The sequence below is a fragment of the Rickettsia rickettsii genome (assembly GCF_001951015.1).
GTDB lineage: Bacteria > Pseudomonadota > Alphaproteobacteria > Rickettsiales > Rickettsiaceae > Rickettsia > Rickettsia rickettsii.
The window spans coordinates 106,138-122,387 of sequence record NZ_CP018914.1; the positions used below are offsets into that span (position 1 = coordinate 106,138).

The window sequence follows — 16,250 nt, forward strand, 5'->3', positions numbered from 1 at the left end:
TCTGTCAGATACTATTATAGTATTATGTTTATTTTATAAAGCTAAGTTGCAAATAATATAAAACTAATGTATGATTTACATTTAAAATACGGTAACGATTATTTTATTATATGATAGACATTCTTCTTTTTGTACATATTACTATTGCAATATTGCTAATTATAGTTATTCTGATGCAGCGTAGCGGATCGGATGGAATTAGTAGTATAAGCGGCGGTAATAATATGGGAGTAGTCAGTGCTAAAACAGTCGGTAATTTTCTTACTAAAAGCACTATAATACTTACAACATTATTTTTAATAAATGCAATAGTACTTGCTAACCTTTCCTCAAAAAAGAAATCTGATTTAGTTTCTAAGATTAATGAAATTGAAGAAAATCAAGCAGAAAATAGTTTACCTATAGCTAAATAGTTACAGTTTTATCTTAGTAATATCTCTCATACTTGTCATTGTCTACCTTTGTTGGTGTTGTTGCGTGGATCGGTCAAGTCCACTGTGTCACCCTGTTGCTTGACCATGGGGTGACAGATAAAAGTACTAGATTCCTGCTTTTGCGGGAATGACATAACAGGAGTCATGTAACAACACCTATGGATCAATGGCATGACATCAGAGAATTTAGTATAGTTTTCAGAACTCCCAATATATATTATTAGAGTACAGCAATGTTTTTGTACCTAAAATAATTTTAGAAATGTCTATAGAATTTAATATAAAAGAAAAAATTTATATCATTTTATGTACGTTTTTTACAGTCCTTATTATAGTAGGAAACTTAATATAGCAAAAATTTGTTTACCTTAATATTTTTAATTTTTATATTCTTGAATTATCTATAGGAGCAATTTTTTACCCGTTAACTTTTTTATTAACGGATTTAATAGCTGAGTTTTACGATAAAGAAAGAGCCAATTTTTGTGTAAAGCTTGCTATTATTTTTAATATAATAGTAGTTTTAATAATAAGTCTCATGGATAAATTGGAAGCTACTAATATCTTTTTTAGTATCAACTTTTGCCTGTTATATAGCTCAACTTGTTTATATTAATATTTATTTATGGATCAGAAATAATTTTAGTACGGCAATTTCTTTATTTATCGATACTTTTATTGTAATTGGGATTATGAGCTTATTTAATATTTTTCCTTTTGACCAATTAGGGCATCTTGTACTTAATAGCTATTCATTTAAACTATTTTTTACTATACTTAGTACTCCAGTATTCTATGCAGGAGTTTGGTTTAATAAGTTTATTCATTAAGCAAGGATAAGCTCTTAGGAAAAGCTTATCCTTATTTAAATTTTCTATTGGTGATTTACAAATTGACTTTTAGTTTCATAAGTCCTTGATGGCTTTGATACTTTCTATGCGTATAATAATTATACTCAAGTAGAACATTGATATTTTTTCTACTCATAAGTATATTACTACCGATATTATATCCAAGCTTAGGTTGTTTTAGTGTAATAATTGTTTCTTGTAATGTTTGTCCTTTAAAAGTCGCTTTTGCATTAACTTTTGTATTTTTATTATTGAAGTGATGCTCAATATTACCATACAAACTTGGTGTTAATACTATATTGTTTGTGGTCACTATAGGCTTAAACACTATTTTACCGCCAAGGCTACTTTCAAATAATTGATTTGATTTCTTTTGAATCATGAGATTTTCTATATCTACATTATACTCTTTATAGTTGCTAGCTCTTGAATAATCATATTGAAAACCGATATTAGGAATAAAATGTAAATCGTATTTTGTACGATATTTATAATTTAATAAAGTTTGAACACTTAAATTATTGTTTTGATATTTTCCAATTATATTATTAATATTTTTAGATCTATTCTTAATATAATTATGACCGTAAGATGTTATAGTCTGCAATGAGAAACCTTTAATTAGTTCTTTTAGACTGTAAATGCTTAAAAGATGACCGTTAACTGCTGTTTTCCCTAGTTTTTTATTATATTTAATTTGGGATGCCAAACGGCTATAAGCTATTCCTATAACATCATGACTATTGATGAATTCAGCATCAGCCCCGATGGTTATGCCGGTTGTACGATTTTGATATTTTGGAATATTCTTCCAAATGCTTTGTTTGTTGATGCCGTATAAGCCGCTAATCCATACCCCTCTGTTTATACTAGTTTCTTCATCACCGGCCCCTATTGCAGCAACCGTTAATCTATCATTTATATTATAGTGAACAGGTTTGTGAAGAGTTGAAGTCGCCTGAACTAATATTGCTACTTTCCCACTAGTATCATCAGAGACCTGTTGTCTCTGTGTCACCTTATCTTGTTCTGTAATTGCTTCAGTTTTGAATGATACATCGATAGCTTCATCTTCGCTTTCTAAAACTATATCTTTTTTTAATTCTTCGCCAGTGGTGCTATTGCCTTCTTCTAATTCTTCTTCATCAGTTGCATACCCTTGATCGTCTTCATCACTAGATCTTAATGCTAGAAGTGATTTTTTGTAATCTGATATATCTTTTTTTAATTCTTCGCCAGTGGTGCTATTGCTTTCTTCTAATTCTTCTTCATCAGTTGTATACCCAGTTGCATACCCTTGATCGTCTTCATCACTAGATCTTAATGCTAGAAGTGATTTTTTGTAATCTGATGATTTATCATTTTTGCTATCGTTAGAACTCAATAATCTCGGTGATAAAGCGGTTTTTGAATCAGATTGCTCTGACTTTTTATTGCTATCTTCAGGTTGTGTATCATCCTTTGTTGAGGATTCGTCATTTGTAGCTTCGTTTTCTTGTTGGAATAATCGTAATTTTGTCTTATCTAAACGCCCTACTTTCTTTTCATCGTTACTATTTTCTGATTGAATATCACTACCATATTTTTGTTCTAGTTCAGCAGAATCTACTAGTACTTGTTGAACAAATAGAAACAATTCTTTATCTTTTGCTAACTCTAAAAGTTGAGATTTATAAATATTATGTACTTCTTGCCCTATTTCAGTTCTAGGACCTATAAAATCAGGGTGAGCAGTATTAAATGCCTCTTTTACCGCTTCCTCTGGATATTTTGTCAATTGCTGTATATAAATATCATGTATTTTTTGTCCTATTTCAGTTCTAGGACCTATAAAATCAGAGTCAGCGGAAGTAAACACCTCCGTTAATTTTTTGCTAAGTATAATATTATCTTTAACATATTTAATAAATTCTTTATCTTTTGTTAATTCCAAAAGTTTAGAAGTATAAATATTATGTATGTTTTGTCCTATTTCAGTTCTAGGACCTATAAAGCGAGGGTGCATAGTGTCGACTGCTTCTTGGATTTGTTCAAAATACTTATTATTTTGATAAGCTTTAGATAAATTTTTTGAATGCTCAAATGCTACTGATTCCACTATAGCTTTTTGCAATAAATCGGCATCGGAGTATTTTGCTTTATATCCTGCTGATTTTTGTCCTGATAAAGTAAATTCTTTATATCTTAAAGCTATATCGGAGCTAAAGTGATAAGTTTTTGGAGTTGTTTTAAAAGTAGATGTATTTGCATTGAATTTAGTAATCCCTAAACTTGTTAGATAAGCTAATTTCAAATCGTGTGCATTAGGCAGTGGCGGTGGTGGTGGTGGTGGTGGCATGTTTTCGGTATGGATGTGTTGTTTAGCTTTTTCTTGCGAGCACTCTTGAATAGCTTTTAACTCTTGAATAGCTTTTAATATTATAGGCATCTTTAATTTATTAGCAAGAATTCTTATTTGTTCATTGCTCATGTCTGCAAATGAAGGCAAAGCTAATCTTAATTGATCTAAATTATTATTACCTGTTAGTTTGAGAGTAGTAGCTTTTAAAAACTCTTGTAATAATGCGGGGTCTTTTTCCTTTACTATAGCAATAAAATCATGTTGAGGTAAATTTGTTGTAATTAATTCTTCAAATTTTATTGTGTTTAAAATAGCTGTTCTTAAATCATCAAGTTTAGCCTGTGCTTGATCAGAATTAATTGTTTTTCTTAAGTTTGTATCTTCTGTTATTAAAAAATTAGCTTGTTGTACTATAGTTAATATATTAGGGTTGTTAATTAACTCGTCGACTCTATTGCTAAATATATCTTGATCGAAGTTTTTTGCATTAATATAGGCAAATTCTAATTGTTCAAACGGATTTTGTTTGCCCTGTAACTCTCTAATCAATGCTGATTTATTGAATTCAAGTTTAATAGGTCTCTTTAATTCTTCAGATATTTTACATGACGATAATAAAATACGTTTTACTGCATCATCAGTGTCTTCATTGAAAAGATTTTTAATTATCTCTTCGCTTGTTATTGTTTTCTTACCATTTACGGTTATATCTTTTATATACTGGTCTTGAGCAAGGGTGTTAAAAGCTTCTTTAGCTTTTTCTGCGATTTCAGGGGTTGAAATGCTAAATAAATTTACAAGAGTTTTCTCGTCAGCTCCTTGGTTGGCGTATGATTCTGTTAATATTTGACGTATAACATTTGTAAGATCAGCTTGTCTTTTTATAAGCTGATCTTGTAAATCATTAGCTTTTGTACCTCCTGTCTCAGTTCTATATTCTGCATATAGTTTGGCATAAGCTGTCTCTGGCGTGCTTCTGCCTGTGCTGGTTGCACTAGAAGCTGTAGGTTGAAGTGGTGCTTTTGATTGAACAGTAGTATTGTGAGTAAACTGAATATATAACGAATGTATGTGAGGATATTCTGTTTGTAACTGATTTAAATCAAAATGTTTAGAGTTGCTACTAAAGCCTTGAGAATGTAAGGGCGGTGGTGGTGGCATGCTTCCGTTTAGCGGTAGAGGAGGTGGATTTGGAATATCCCCGTTTAGCGGTAGAGGAGGTGGATTTGGAATATCCCCGTTTAGCGGTAGAGGAGGTGGATTTGGAATATCCCCATTTAGCGGTAGAGGAGGTGGATTCGGAATGCCGCTTTGTGTTTGTTCTAAATTATTTGCATTATTACCTACTGCTAACCCTAAAATTTTATTGGTTTCATTGCTGAGTATGTTACTATCAGATAATATTACTTTAATTACTGAATTTAATGTGTGGTTATTTACTTCTTTGGCTAGTTTAATCATATAGTCTTTAGTTAAACTATCTCTTATTAGCCCTTTATTTTTTAGTTCTATATTTATTTCTTTTACTATTTCTGGTGTTAAAATATAGGCGCTGTTTACAATATAGGGTTGCATTCTGTTTTTTAACTCTAATTGCAGAGTTAAAAAGTTTTCTACTGAACGCTTATCTTTACTTGCTGCTAGTTTGATAAGATCTAATCGTGCCTTTTCTTCAAATTGACTATGAGATATATTTCGTGTTGCATAGTCTTGAATTCTTTCAGCAAATTTAGTTTTTTCTTCAGAAGAACTATTTTCTAATAATTCTTGTAAAATAGGTCTATTTTTAACGTCAATATTGGTCTTGAAATCTAATTGTCCCTTATCATTGCTAAATAATACCCTTTGAATAGTATTATCATTAAAATCACTTAAGATAGTCGTTACTGCTTCTTGTTTATAACTACTACCTACTTGAAGAGTTAATGCTGCTATAGGATCTGTTTTAATAAGATTTTTAAATTCTGCAATATTTTCTTCTTGTTGTATTATTCTCTTTATAGTGTGTTGAGACTGCGTTAAATTACCCTTACTTGCTTTAGTATTAAAGTGAGTTTTAAAAGTACTTATAGGATCAAAAAAATATCGTTGTTTCTTTTCTCTACCTGTGAAAATCCGTGAAGATGTTCCTGTATCATTTATACTTTGATTTGACATATACCAATGGTCGTTTTTGCTTCCGCTCTTTTTTTGAGAGTGTCCGGTAGATGGTTTAGTAGTATCATTGTTGTTTAGAAACTGCTTTGCTTCTATTCCGGCTCTTATTTGGTTTATATAAGAAGTTGCTTTTACTGGTCCTATATTAAATTCATTCATTAATTCGTCAGTGTTAGGGATAATATTATTATCTATATAGTACGATTTTTTACCAAGCATCATCTGAGTTGCTATTGATGCGATATAATTTGTTGCCTCACCTTTATCAGCACCAAATTTCTGTTCTAGCTCTTTTTCTGTAGGAATATGGCTATCGGCTATATATTGTCCCTTTGCGTTTTCCATAACTTTAAGTCTTATTGACTTAATATAGCCGTCTCTATTATCATCACGAGATATACCAAACTTCTTTTTTAACTCTTTTTCTGTAGGAATATGGCTATCGGCTATATATTGTCCCTTTGCGTTTTCCATAATTTCAGTTCTTATTGAAGCAACAAAAGATTGTGCATCATCTTTATTCATGTTAAGAGCAGTCCTTACTTCTTGCATTTCAGGGATAATATCATTATCAACATAATGTTTGTATTTAATATCTCTGTTTATTGAGCTGATATATAGTTCGATTACTGCCTTTTTGTCTTTTTCTGCACGACGTACCTTTTGATCGTGTTCTACATTATGGTCTATTTTGCTAGGGTCATAACTTATTCCAAGATTTGTTGCTGCTTCTATATCTGTAGGAACTACACCTTGATTAATATATGCTTGTTTTTTTGTATCAAAATCCTGTTGTTTTATTCTTTCGATGTATAATAAAATTTCAGCTCTTGCTTGTCTTGCTTTATGTCTAGTATTATCTAAAAAACTTGATAAATCTGTTTCCTTATACTTTATGCCTAGATCATTTTGTGCTTGAGTAAAACTAGGAACTAAAGCTGCTTCTTGCCATTTTTTGATTTTTTCAGTTGGAGTCAAATCTTTCCAAATATTTTGTTGCTGTGTTGAATTGTGCTTTGCCCATGCCGGGGTTTTACTAACTAAATCTTTAAAGCTTGCTGCTCTAGCACTTGTACTTAAAAAGCTACTAGTCAACAAACATGTTGACATGAAAAATGTTAAAACATATTTTTTTGAGTGGGAATTTTGTAAATTCATTCAAACCTCGATTAGTTATTATTTTTTCAATACAAACGAGGCGAATAATATAATTTTTGTTAACTTATGTGAACTATTAATTACTAATTTTTGTTAACCAATGAATTTTTTAGCCAAAATGTGTTTAATATATCACAAGTGAATGTATACTCCGAATTTTAAACTTTTTTCAAAAGGAGTATGTAATACTAATTTTGAAAGAAATGTACTTCAGTTTTTGGTAAATATAAAATATGCAAATTCAATTTCGCTTATATAACACTCTTAGTCGTACTAAAGAGGTTTTTAATCCTCAAGATCAAGATAACGTAAAAATGTATGTATGTGGACCGACTGTTTATTATAATCCTCATATAGGCAATAGTAGGTCGGGAGTAGTATATGATTTACTTTATCGTATAGTTATAAAAATATTCGGTGAGAAGGCAGTAAAATATGTACGTAACATTACGGATGTTGACGATAAAATTATCGATAGAGCTGCACTACTTGGTGTTACTATTGATGAATTGACTGATAAAGTTACGAAAGAGTTTCATAAAAATATGGCATATTTAGGTTGTATGCTACCTAGTATTGAGCCGAAAGCTACAAAGCATATTGATGTAATGATCGCAATAATAGAACGCTTAATAGCAAAAGATCACGCATATATTGCTGATAATCATGTTTATTTTGATGTTTTATCAGCGCCAAATTATACGGAATTATCTAACCGAAATTTAGAAGAAATGTTTGAGGGAGTGCATGTAGAAAATAGTAAAACCAAAAAAAATCCACAAGATTTTGTATTATGGAAACCGGCAAAGCAAAATGAATCGGCAAATATGAATTTTGAAAGCCCCTGGGGACTTGGTCGCCCTGGATGGCATATTGAATGTTCAGCCATGAGCTACAAATATTTAGGTGAGAATTTTGATATTCACGGCGGCGGAGCAGATTTAATCTTTCCGCATCATACCAATGAGATTGCTCAAAGTAGATGTGCTTTTCCAAGTTCTACCTATGCTAAATATTGGGTACATAATGGGTTTCTAACGGTTAACGGTGAGAAAATGAGTAAATCTCTTGGTAATTTTATTACTGTAAGGGATTTAATGGATAAACAAATTCAAGGAGAAGTAGTAAGGTTATTTTTATTAAGTAGTCACTATAGGCGTCCTCTTGATTATAATGATAAAGCTATAGAAGATGCTAAGAAAACTTTAGATTATTGGTATAGAGCTATAGAAAATATTAATGTGCAGAAAATAGATTTACCTCATGATTTCATGCAAAGCTTACTTGATGATATGAATACGCCGCTTGCCGTTAAAATCATTAATGACTACGCTAAAGGTGTTTTTATTTCTAAAACTGAAGAAGAAAGGCAGCTTAACGCTTCTGCTATTATTACTTGTGCTAATTTTATTGGTTTAATGAATAAGAGTCCACACGAGTGGTTTAATAGCGGTGTGGATGAACTCTATATAAATGAGCTTGTAAATAAGCGTTTGGAAGCAAAAAAACACAAAAATTGGTTATTAGCCGATCAAATTCGTAACCAGTTATTAGAGGAAAAAATAATTCTAGAAGATCAACCTGATGGTACTACTATTTGGCGAAAAGAATAAAAGCTTGTAAATTACGCAATATGCGTATATAATTTATGGGCTTGTAAGTCATCATTGCGAGGAAATTATGTAATCGAAGCAATCTCACAGGATATTTGATGAGCTTGTCACGCAGTCTACGGCTGCTCGCAATGACGATTATCCAAAACTTAAGCAAAAAATTCACACGTAAGATATATGTTAGTTCATTAGAATGGACATCTTACGGAGGTATAAACTAACAATTAGGAGAATTTAAAAATGTCAAAAATACCATCTGTTAACATTAAAGCATTATTAGATGCGGGCGTGCATTTCGGTCACAAGACCTCACGCTGGAATCCTAAAATGGCATCTTATATATATGGTAAACGTGATGATGTTCATATAATCGATTTAAGACAAAGTGTCGCTTTAATGAACGTTGCTTTGAATGCAATATATGAAACTGTAAAAAAAGACGGTAAAATATTATTTGTAAGTACTAAAATACAGGCAAGCGATATTATAGCGGAATATGCCGAAAAATGCGGGCAGTATTACGTAAATCATAGATGGCTTGGTGGTATGCTAACTAACTGGAAAACTATTGCGGGTTCAATAGAAAAGCTAAATAAGTTAGACAAAACCTTAGAAAACGAAGAAGCACTTATGGGTTATACTAAGAAAGAGATACTCGATATGAGCCGTAAGAAAGATAAATTACTTCTATCTCTTGCCGGTATTAGAAATCTTAATTCTAAACCTGATCTTCTAGTAGTTATTGACACTAATAAAGAGCATATCGCAATTAATGAAGCGGTAAAGCTTAATGTTCCTATAGTTGCAGTAGTTGATACTAATTCTAATCCTGATAATGTAGATTATCCGATTCCGGGTAATGATGATTCTATAAGATCAATAAGACTTTATTGTAGTTTATTTGCAGATGCGGCATTACAAGGACTTGAAGAATCAATGAAAGCTTCAGGAGTTGATATGGGTGCTATGCAAGAGCATACAGATAAGGGGTTAACTTCTAAAAATGTTTCTAAATTAAAACAAGCTAAAAAATTCTCTAAAACGAAAAATATTGATGAAGAGACAAATACAGAATTTGAGCAAGTATTAAATGATGCCGATGAAAATAAAAATTCTGATAATGCATAAGTGTTGTTGCATGGATTGGATTTCCCATTGTCATCCCGCGACTTGATCCCGGGATCCAGCTTAAAAATACTAATATTATTAATATTAGTATTTTAAATTGTTTTTATAGACCCTAGGAGCAAGCCACGGGGTGACACCGGGGTCGTTCTTCGAGCTACAACCCAAGCCAAATTATAATAATTAAGGAGAAAGTAAGGTATGAGTGAAATAAATATAAGTGCTGTAGCAGTTAAAGAATTAAGAGAAAAAACCGGTGCAGGTATGATGGATTGCAAAAAAGCATTAATAGAAACCAGTGGTAATTTTGAAGAAGCTATTGATTTTCTTCGTAAGAAAGGTTTAGCTGCTGCTGCAAAGAAAGCCGGACGCATTGCTTCTGAAGGTTTAACTGCTGCAAAAGTTGATGGGCTTACCGGAGTGGTAATTGAAGTAAATTCCGAAACGGATTTTGTTGCTAGAAATGAGCAGTTTCAGGATCTAGTTAAGGAGATTGCAAATCTTGCAGTAATTGCAAAAACTATAGACACGCTAAAAACATTTAAAATGCAAAGCGGTAAATCAGTTGAAGAAGAAGTTATAGAAAATATCGCTACAATCGGTGAAAATTTAACATTACGTCGTATGGATGTATTAGAGATATCTGAAGGAGCAATCGGTTCGTACGTGCATAATGAAGTTGTACCGAATTTAGGAAAAATTTCCGTATTAGTAGGTCTTGTGTCTAACGCAAAAGATAAAGCAAAACTAGAAGCTTTAGCTAAACAAATTGCTGTTCATGTAGCAGGAAATAACCCGCAAAGTATAGATGATTCAAGCTTGGATCAAGCACTCGTAGAGCGTGAGAGAAAAGTATTTTTTGAAAAATCTAAAGAAGAAGGAAAGCCTGATAATATTATAGCAAAAATGGTAGAAGGTAGAATACGTAAATTCTTCTCGGAAGTTGTATTACTTCAGCAAAATTTCTTATTTGAACCTAAACTTACCGTTGCGGAAGTAATTAAAAATGCTGAAAAAGAACTCGGTGCAGAAATTAAAATTGCCAAATTTATTAGATACGAACTTGGTGAAGGTATAGAACACGAAGAAAAAAACTTTGCCGATGAAGTAGCTGCAATTACGCAAGGTTAATGGGCTTGTTTCATAGCTTCAATGTCATTCCCGCGTGGATACCAAATCGTCATTGCAAGCATGCGTTGTTGTGCAGACACAATTCTATCCTGTCATCCCGCGACTTGATCGCGGGATCCAGTAAAAATATAAAAACACCTAATACTAGTTATTTTTATGAATACCGTGGTCAAACCACGGTATGACACCGAATACGTTTTTCTATCCACGCAATAATACCTTCCCGTGGTCAATTGAACTAGGTGACAGTAAAAAACTCGTGAATACTCACTCACACCTTTTCAAAGCAAACAAAGGCGAATTTAGGATAAGTGCTTATTCTAAACTCGTATTTATAATACTTTCTAACTACAATCAACTATCTATTAATAAATAATTTTCGGTTTTTTACTTTATAATAAAAGATTTATATTGACTTAATCATAGAAAATCTTACATTAATTGTTATTTTTAGTTTAAATGAAGAGCATTTTATGTCAAGGACAAAAGAGGAATATGCTGCACAAATTTATGCTGCCGAAGAGCATCGTAGGAGACAAGCTAATTATAGTGATAATGATGCCGAATTGCTTGAAGTTATTATAGTATGTGCCGGTTATGCATGTTATAAAGCAGTAGAAGGGGCAGTAAAAGTTACCGTCACAGGAAGTAAAATTATAGAAAACGCCTATAAGATAGGAAGTGGACAAATAGCAGTACTAGGTACTGATGCCGAAAGTAAAATAACTTATATAACAAAGCATCCTTCGTCTCGAGGTAATACGAGTACTCCCATTCAGTCGATGACAACTAATCGTGTAGATCCTTTAGAGCAAACTCCCCCTAATACTCCTACCTCTAAAAGAGAAAAGGCTAAAATATAAGGAAAAAAACTGGTAGATAGTGCAAAGATTGGAGCTAAAACCCTTTCAAACGCTTATAAAGTGACAATCGGTACAATAGAAGTCGTCGGTCCAGGAAGTAATTTTTAATAGCACCGGTAAGGAAAAATTTATATTTTCTGAACCTACTAAGCGTAAAGTTGTTCAAAAAGAATTTAAAACCGAAAACGGTTATAAGTGCGGTATTATGTTGGAAGAGACAATTGAAGCTTCCTTAACATTAAGATTAAATAACAAGCGTATAGTTAAGATTAAAGAATTTAGAAGCATGAGATTGTCTCTGATACTACAGAAGATACAGGAGAAACTTTTGATATTTCGCTAATTTTAAAATATTCTGATGGGGCAAACATGCCTAAAGCAGATCCTGCTTTTTTAAAGATACATTACGGTAGAGACGGAAAATTAAATAAGTTATCGTTGCCAAACCCACCTATAATTTTTCATAACCAATGGTATCCGGCCCTTAATCGTTTATAAAGGTGAATTATGTTCTTTGCCTATAAGTAGTGGGTATTATAGGTATTTGAATAAGAAAGTACTAGAAAATTAACGGAAGTATAGAAATCAGTCACGTAGATCCTGAATTTACTATAGAGCTTTTAGGAGAATAAGAGTTTTTAGTCTATCAAAGAAACTTCGTAATTACTTTTAAATATTCATCTAGGACTTTTTGGTTGTCCTTAATAAATTTTAAAGCATTTTCGCGGTAAGCTGTAAGTTCTAGAGCATTATTAGACCTGAGTAGATATGTTAGTTTAGTTAGTAAATCTTCACCGTTTTTGATTTGGATAGCTGCTTCATTTTGCAGTATGCCTTTAGCGATATCGGTGTTTTTGCTCATATCGGGACCGAATATAATACAATTAGAGAAATATGCTGCTTCTAAAATATTATGCCCGCCTTGTTTAAAAGAACCGCCGATAAAAGAAATTGTAGCTACAGAAAAAAATAGTCCCATTTCGCCGAACCTATCAACTATATAAAGATCATCGCTTAAAACAGGTAAATCATTTTGCGACTTAGCGGTAGCGGATAAATTATGTGACTTACAATTATCGATAATTGATTTAACTCGCTCAGGATGTCTTGGAATTAAGATAATATAGCAGTCTAAAAACTGCTCTTTTAGGTTTTTGATTATAGGCAAAATCACCTCTTCATCTTCAGGGTGAGTGCTGGAAAATAGCACGACTCGCTTATTGTCTAAATGTAAGCTTAATTTTGATAACTCTTCTTGATTAACCGGAAGTTTTTCGTTGGCAAATTTAATATTGCCTAAATTCACTGCATCTGATACGCCAAGTTCATTGAATTTTTGTAAGTCACGTTCGCTTTGTACGATAATTTTACTGCAATTTTTGAGAATAAGCTGAAAAAAGCTTTTTCTTTGTAGCCAAGCTTTAAACGATTTATCAGAAATACGAGCATTAACTAGTAGTAATTTACACTGCTTTGCTCCCTCATTAATAGTACACGGCCATAATTCCGATTCTATAAAAATGCCTAAATCAGGTTGCCAATTTCTTAAAAATTTTCGAGTAAAAATAATATTATCTATCGGTAAAAATTGGTGAACTGCTATTTTAGGTAATTTGGCAGTTAATATTTTAGCGGAGCTGTTAGTCCAAGAAGTTACTAGAAAACGAACGTCAGGGTAGCGTTTACTTATATTATGTATTAATGTTAAAGCTACCATAGACTCGCCAATGCTTGCTGCATTAATCCATATCAGCTTTCGTGCATAACTTGCTTCTAAAGGTAATTTATACGTCGATCCTAACCCTTCATCCTCACGTATTAGTGTATACGCTGTGGTTCGCAGTGAAGTGTCTCCTTTAAATTCCTCTTTATTAGCGGACGTTTGCATGAAGTCTAATGAATAGTCTTGTCTGTGTTTGCCAATAGCAAAACGCTCTTGGATGCGTCTTATATCTTCTTTACCTATTAATAAACGTATAAGAATTATGATAAAATAGACAGGTAATAATATAAAGCTTAAAGCATAATATAATAACATCATTTCTTTAAACTTTCTGTTAAGCTTGCTAATTGTTTTTCAAGGCTTATATGGTTTTGTATTTTATCATTTGTGAGTTCTAAAGGCGAGCCAACTATGATTTTAATGGTACCAAACGGTAGGGGTATTATTAATTTATCCCAACTTTTTAATCTGAAACATCTAGAAGTGGAGCTGACTATCGTAATAAGTTTTGTGTTATATCTATAGGCAATTTCGGTAATACTGCTATTTACTTTATATACCGGTCCTTTAGGACCGTCCGGCGTGACTATTATATTTGCACCTTGAGATAACTTACCTATAATATTACGTAAAGCTCCAATTGGATTTTTATTAGTAGAACCTACTATCACTCTGCAACCGAATTTTCCTACTAGATCGTTTAAAATTTTTCCGTCTAAATGCGGTGATATTAAAGCATAGATATTTCTATGTCCTATAAACATAGACGGACTTAAGGCAAGCATATTATGCCAAAATGCAAAGATTACCCCTTGTTCGTTTAGGAATTTTTCCTTATTGCCGTTATCGTAAAATATAAATTTCTGCTTTGAAGTAAAGTAAACAAAACGCAAATACCAATATAGTAAAATAGTAATTATACTAAGTACGTATTTATTATTTTTTAAAAATTTTTTAAAAACTTTCCGCATTATTTTTTTGTTGGTTTAGGGGGCTTTTTAACTTTTCCGTCATTGCGAGGAAATTACGAAGTAAGTGACGAAGCAATCTCAGGATATTTGACGAGATTGTCATGCAGCCTATGGCTGCTCGCAATGATGATTTGGTATCCATGCAAAGCCTTAAGCAGGAATGACATCGATTGTTCTCTCAATTCTAATACAAGCTTTTTCTAGCTCTTCCATAGAAGTAGCATAAGAGATTCTAAAATATCCCTCTAAGCCGAAAGCGATACCAGGTACTACGGCAACTTTTGCTTCTTCAAGTAAATATTCGGCAAAATCATTACTATTTGCAATAATTGTTCCTGATTTAGTTTTATGCCCAAATATTTTATCGCATTTAACAAATAAGTAAAACGCCCCTTCCGGCTTATAGCATTCAAAATATTTTACTCTTTTCAAAATTGATAAAGCAAGATCACGCTTTTTTTGACAATTTAAAGCATTAGGCTTTATATAATCTTGAGGACCGTTTAATGCTTCAATAGCAGCCATTTGACTTATTGAACAAGGGTTTGAAGTACTTTGCGACTGAATAATAGTCATTGCTTTAATCAAAGCTTTAGAGCCTGCACCGTAGCCTATACGCCAACCCGTCATAGAATAAGCTTTAGATACTCCGTTTACGGTAAATATTCTCTTTTTTAAATCAGGTGCTATTTGAGCTAATGTATAAAATTTAAAATCATCAAAAGTAATATGCTCGTAAATATCATCGGACATTACGTTTACATGTGAATATTTTCTTAAAACTTTAGCAATATTTTCTAGTTCTTCAAAATTATAGCTTGCACCTGTTGGATTACTAGGTGAGTTAATAATAAGCCACTTAGTTTTATCCGTAATTGAACGTTCTAAAGCTTCTGCACTTAATTTAAAGTTATTTTCAATTCCGCAATTTACAAAAACAGGTGTTCCTGTGCTAAGTGCAACCATATCAGGATATGAAACCCAATAGGGTGCTGGAATAATTACCTCATCCCCTTGGTTTAAAGATGCCATAAACAAATTATATATAACTTGCTTACCGCCGGTGCTTACTATTATTTCATCAAGTTCGTAATTTATATTATTTTCACGTTTGAATTTGTCTTTTATTGCTTGCTTTAAAAGAGGCATACCCTCAACGTTAGTATATTTAGTAAAGCCGTCTTTAATCGCTTTAATCGCCGCTTCCTTAATATTGTAAGGCGTATCAAAATCAGGCTCACCGGCACCGAGTGTGATAATATCAACTCCCGCTTTTTTAAGTTCAAGAGTTTTTTTAACGACTGCAAGGGTCGGCGACGGTTTTATAGAACTTAGCCTCGTAGAAATAATTGACATAATTTGAGTCCGTATTAAATGAAATCTACAATTATATATTATAATTTGTTTAGTATTGACAGAATATATTAGTCTATGTTCGTGGTTAATTCTACGTGACCATAAACCTGATAATATATGTTTTAAAGGTTCGGGCTTACCTATACCTGTAACCGGTGCTTCTTGGATATTTTTTATTAGAAGTTTAATACGTTCATATTTTTTTAATATCGTATTTTTTCCAATACGCTAAATCCTCCACTGCTTCTAGTGTCCACTCAATCTCAATCATCTAAATTAACTTTAGCAAACTCGCCTCTTTTTGCTTGTTCGATAGATTTTTTTATTCGATTCGCATTAGCAAGATTAGATTATAAATATAATGTTTCTTTTGTAGATTCATATTCTTCTTCGGTTAAAAGAATAATATTCTTATGATTCTTTCTTTTAATAAGATAAGGGACATGATCGTTTTCTACGGTATTTAGTACAGAGCTTAAGTTTTTTCTAAATGAAGTGCCGCTAATTGAGTTCATGAGCTACCTACT

Annotated in this window: 11 protein-coding genes and 2 pseudogenes; 7 read left to right on the forward strand and 6 right to left on the reverse strand. The window is 32.3% G+C overall.

Annotation, left to right across the window (positions count from 1 at the left end; translation table 11 throughout):
• Window positions 1–110 precede the first annotated feature (110 nt).
• Together secG and BTU51_RS00660 are read left to right on the forward strand one after the other, a co-directional pair.
• The gene (gene secG / locus BTU51_RS00655; RefSeq protein ID WP_004996773.1) at window positions 111–413 is read left to right on the forward strand and encodes a preprotein translocase subunit SecG; all 303 of its coding nucleotides are present in this window, start codon (window positions 111–113) and stop codon (window positions 411–413) included.
• 283 nt (window positions 414–696) lie between these two features.
• A pseudogene (locus BTU51_RS00660) lies at window positions 697–1,274 on the forward strand (VUT family protein).
• 45 nt (window positions 1,275–1,319) lie between these two features.
• On the opposite strand, the gene BTU51_RS00665 reads toward BTU51_RS00660, so the two are convergent.
• Window positions 1,320–6,941 (reverse strand): autotransporter domain-containing protein, encoded by a 5,622-nt coding sequence (locus BTU51_RS00665; protein WP_012262205.1) that lies wholly within the window; start codon window positions 6,939–6,941, stop codon window positions 1,320–1,322.
• A gap of 233 nt (window positions 6,942–7,174) precedes the next feature.
• Here BTU51_RS00665 and cysS point away from each other — a divergent pair, with 233 nt between their 5' ends.
• The 5 genes from cysS to BTU51_RS09765 all read left to right on the forward strand — a co-directional run bounded on the left by cysS (window position 7,175) and on the right by BTU51_RS09765 (window position 12,171).
• Window positions 7,175–8,554 (forward strand): cysteine--tRNA ligase, encoded by a 1,380-nt coding sequence (gene cysS, locus BTU51_RS00670; RefSeq protein ID WP_012150336.1) that lies wholly within the window; start codon window positions 7,175–7,177, stop codon window positions 8,552–8,554.
• Window positions 8,555–8,794: 240 nt separating this feature from the next.
• Entirely contained in the window at window positions 8,795–9,682 is an 888-nt protein-coding gene (gene rpsB, locus BTU51_RS00675; protein ID WP_012150337.1) for a 30S ribosomal protein S2, read from the forward strand.
• 198 nt (window positions 9,683–9,880) lie between these two features.
• Window positions 9,881–10,810: a translation elongation factor Ts gene (gene tsf / locus BTU51_RS00680; protein WP_012150338.1), complete on the forward strand. Its 930-nt coding sequence runs from the start codon at window positions 9,881–9,883 to the stop codon at window positions 10,808–10,810.
• A 473-nt stretch (window positions 10,811–11,283) separates the two neighbouring features.
• Complete coding sequence (locus BTU51_RS00685; RefSeq protein ID WP_012150339.1) at window positions 11,284–11,673, forward strand: hypothetical protein; 390 nt, start codon at window positions 11,284–11,286, stop codon at window positions 11,671–11,673.
• A 369-nt stretch (window positions 11,674–12,042) separates the two neighbouring features.
• Window positions 12,043–12,171: a hypothetical protein gene (locus tag BTU51_RS09765; protein ID WP_012150340.1), complete on the forward strand. Its 129-nt coding sequence runs from the start codon at window positions 12,043–12,045 to the stop codon at window positions 12,169–12,171.
• 148 nt (window positions 12,172–12,319) lie between these two features.
• On the opposite strand, the gene waaA is transcribed toward BTU51_RS09765, so the two are convergent.
• The 5 genes and pseudogenes from waaA to BTU51_RS00715 all read right to left on the reverse strand — a co-directional run bounded on the left by waaA (window position 12,320) and on the right by BTU51_RS00715 (window position 16,238).
• The gene (gene waaA, locus BTU51_RS00695) at window positions 12,320–13,714 is read right to left on the reverse strand and encodes a lipid IV(A) 3-deoxy-D-manno-octulosonic acid transferase (protein ID WP_012262208.1); all 1,395 of its coding nucleotides are present in this window, start codon (window positions 13,712–13,714) and stop codon (window positions 12,320–12,322) included.
• Window positions 13,711–14,367: a lysophospholipid acyltransferase family protein gene (locus tag BTU51_RS00700; RefSeq protein WP_012150342.1), complete on the reverse strand. Its 657-nt coding sequence runs from the start codon at window positions 14,365–14,367 to the stop codon at window positions 13,711–13,713. Before BTU51_RS00700 ends, waaA begins: the two co-directional genes overlap by 4 nt.
• Window positions 14,368–14,517: 150 nt before the next feature.
• A complete protein-coding gene (locus tag BTU51_RS00705; RefSeq protein ID WP_012150343.1) occupies window positions 14,518–15,723 on the reverse strand; it encodes a pyridoxal phosphate-dependent aminotransferase in 1,206 nt (401 codons plus the stop codon).
• Between the two features lie 18 nt (window positions 15,724–15,741).
• A pseudogene (locus BTU51_RS10235) lies at window positions 15,742–15,994 on the reverse strand (Txe/YoeB family addiction module toxin); the annotation flags it as partial.
• Between the two features lie 79 nt (window positions 15,995–16,073).
• On the reverse strand, window positions 16,074–16,238 hold the full coding sequence (locus BTU51_RS00715) for a type II toxin-antitoxin system Phd/YefM family antitoxin (protein ID WP_012150344.1): 165 nt from the start codon (window positions 16,236–16,238) through the stop codon (window positions 16,074–16,076).
• Window positions 16,239–16,250: the final 12 nt, after the last annotated feature.

Excerpts from the sequence above, each read along its gene's own strand:
- secG (WP_004996773.1), top strand. The coding sequence starts at position 111 with ATGATAGACATTCTTCTTTTTGTACATATTACTATTGCAATATTGCTA.
- BTU51_RS00665 (WP_012262205.1), bottom strand. The coding sequence starts at position 6,941 with ATGAATTTACAAAATTCCCACTCAAAAAAATATGTTTTAACATTTTTC.
- cysS (WP_012150336.1), top strand. The coding sequence starts at position 7,175 with ATGCAAATTCAATTTCGCTTATATAACACTCTTAGTCGTACTAAAGAG.
- rpsB (WP_012150337.1), top strand. The coding sequence starts at position 8,795 with ATGTCAAAAATACCATCTGTTAACATTAAAGCATTATTAGATGCGGGC.
- tsf (WP_012150338.1), top strand. The coding sequence starts at position 9,881 with ATGAGTGAAATAAATATAAGTGCTGTAGCAGTTAAAGAATTAAGAGAA.
- BTU51_RS00685 (WP_012150339.1), top strand. The coding sequence starts at position 11,284 with ATGTCAAGGACAAAAGAGGAATATGCTGCACAAATTTATGCTGCCGAA.
- BTU51_RS09765 (WP_012150340.1), top strand. The coding sequence starts at position 12,043 with ATGCCTAAAGCAGATCCTGCTTTTTTAAAGATACATTACGGTAGAGAC.
- waaA (WP_012262208.1), bottom strand. The coding sequence starts at position 13,714 with ATGATGTTATTATATTATGCTTTAAGCTTTATATTATTACCTGTCTAT.
- BTU51_RS00700 (WP_012150342.1), bottom strand. The coding sequence starts at position 14,367 with ATGCGGAAAGTTTTTAAAAAATTTTTAAAAAATAATAAATACGTACTT.
- BTU51_RS00705 (WP_012150343.1), bottom strand. The coding sequence starts at position 15,723 with ATGTCAATTATTTCTACGAGGCTAAGTTCTATAAAACCGTCGCCGACC.
- BTU51_RS00715 (WP_012150344.1), bottom strand. The coding sequence starts at position 16,238 with ATGAACTCAATTAGCGGCACTTCATTTAGAAAAAACTTAAGCTCTGTA.